Annotated in this window: 1 rRNA gene; it reads left to right on the forward strand. The window is 52.8% G+C overall.

What is annotated here, in order from left to right:
- Positions 1–954 (forward strand): 16S ribosomal RNA (locus LDX58_RS25660); the annotation flags it as partial.
- Positions 955–1,024 lie beyond the last annotated feature (70 nt).

Consider the following 1,024-nt stretch of genomic DNA (forward strand, 5'->3'; position numbering starts at 1 on the left):
TTAAGTCTGATGTGAAAGCCCCCGGCTCAACCGGGGAGGGTCATTGGAAACTGGGAGACTTGAGTACAGAAGAGGAGAGTGGAATTCCACGTGTAGCGGTGAAATGCGTAGATATGTGGAGGAACACCAGTGGCGAAGGCGACTCTCTGGTCTGTAACTGACGCTGAGGCGCGAAAGCGTGGGGAGCAAACAGGATTAGATACCCTGGTAGTCCACGCCGTAAACGATGAGTGCTAGGTGTTAGGGGTTTCGATGCCCTTAGTGCCGAAGTTAACACATTAAGCACTCCGCCTGGGGAGTACGACCGCAAGGTTGAAACTCAAAGGAATTGACGGGGGCCCGCACAAGCAGTGGAGCATGTGGTTTAATTCGAAGCAACGCGAAGAACCTTACCAGGTCTTGACATCCTTTGACCACCCTAGAGATAGGGCTTTCCCCTTCGGGGGACAAAGTGACAGGTGGTGCATGGTTGTCGTCAGCTCGTGTCGTGAGATGTTGGGTTAAGTCCCGCAACGAGCGCAACCCTTGATCTTAGTTGCCAGCATTTAGTTGGGCACTCTAAGGTGACTGCCGGTGATAAACCGGAGGAAGGTGGGGACGACGTCAAATCATCATGCCCCTTATGACCTGGGCTACACACGTGCTACAATGGATGGTACAAAGAGCAGCAAAACCGCGAGGTCGAGCCAATCTCATAAAGCCATTCTCAGTTCGGATTGTAGGCTGCAACTCGCCTACATGAAGCCGGAATTGCTAGTAATCGCGGATCAGCATGCCGCGGTGAATACGTTCCCGGGCCTTGTACACACCGCCCGTCACACCACGAGAGTTTGTAACACCCGAAGTCGGTGGGGTAACCCTTTTGGGGGCTAGCCGCCTAAGGTGGGACAGATGATTGGGGTGAAGTCGTAACAAGGTAGCCGTATCGGAAGGTGCGGCTGGATCACCTCCTTTCTATGGAGTATTTAACTCTAGTCGACGAACAACCTCGGTTGTTTGCGCTTTGGTCTTTTGTTCAGTTTTG

Origin of the sequence: Alkalihalobacillus deserti (genome assembly GCF_020734105.1) — a bacterium.
Taxonomy (GTDB): Bacteria; Bacillota; Bacilli; order Bacillales; family Bacillaceae_D; genus Halalkalibacter; species Halalkalibacter deserti.